At 44.5% G+C, this 1,049-nt stretch carries 1 protein-coding gene; it reads right to left on the bottom strand.

Annotation, left to right across the window (positions count from 1 at the left end):
* A partial coding sequence (locus BZJ21_RS15315; protein WP_108743191.1) for an IS1634 family transposase occupies positions 1-920 on the bottom strand: 920 nt, incomplete at its 3' end.
* Between the last annotated feature and the right edge of the window lie 129 nt (positions 921-1,049).

Here is a 1,049-nt window from a genome sequence, read left to right as displayed (position 1 = left end):
GCATTTTTATCTAAGTTCTTGTAGAACGTTATTTCTTCTCGCTTCGTCGCTTGCTCGCTATGAACCAACAACCATTTTTGAGTGACTGCGCCATAGTTAGCGTCAATCCAGCAACCTGAATAGCCGTTACCGATATGAGTTAACTGCTCAGGTCTAAGCGCCAGCAAGGCTTCTTTGGCAGACTTAATCGTCATTGGCACACGAGTAATGAATTTCTGTTTTTGTTCATCCAAAGAGCGAATGCTGTCTTCTGTATACAGGGCGGCATCGGCGATAAAATAGCGACTATTTTGAGCCGCTTTTAAACAGTGAATATGCTTCTTAGTGACCTCAGAAAACGCCTTCGCATCATTGGTGTTACCACTGAGTGCTTGCATGTAAACAGGCAGGCCTGCTTGATTTTCACAAATCAGCTCAAGGACCACTTGGTTTAGCTCTGGACGGTGGTCTCGGCTGTAGCCTTTTACCAGTTTAATCGCATTGATATCGTCGTCTTGGGCGTATTCTCCATCAACATGAAAGCTTGTGATATCAAGATGGACAGAGTCCGTTTTAAGTCCCAGTTTATCAACAACATGCTCAGCAATCGCTTGATAAAGTGCGGACACATCCGCTTCATATAAAGCATCAAGCGTGCGCCCAAGGACATCATCCGTTAAATGGTGCGCTTCAATGTCTTTGGCTAGCAATTTGGAAACAGGCTTCGTTTCGAAAAAGTCGGAAAACATATGCAGGGTTCTACTGTGAAAACCCAGCCCATTTAGGATCATCGCTAAGACGGCATCACCATGTGAAACCTTGTGCTCGGAGTACTTAGGGATGATACGGTCGATAATATCTGGTAAGCCAACTTCACGACAGAAAGCAGCGATTAGCCCTAGATGATCGAGACGTTTGATGACGGGTTGAGGAGCAGGCATAGTAAGCGACCGTTAAATAACAGTAATAGATCAAAGCTGGGGATCACGGTCAAGACATATGTGACACTAAAAGCTGCAAATGATCGCTGGATCACACTATTTTAATTCATTAATTGGCTGCGGAATGAC

It is taken from the genome of Salinivibrio costicola subsp. alcaliphilus (assembly GCF_001996185.1).
GTDB lineage: Bacteria > Pseudomonadota > Gammaproteobacteria > Enterobacterales > Vibrionaceae > Salinivibrio > Salinivibrio costicola.
This window is presented reverse-complemented; position numbering and strand designations above follow the sequence as displayed.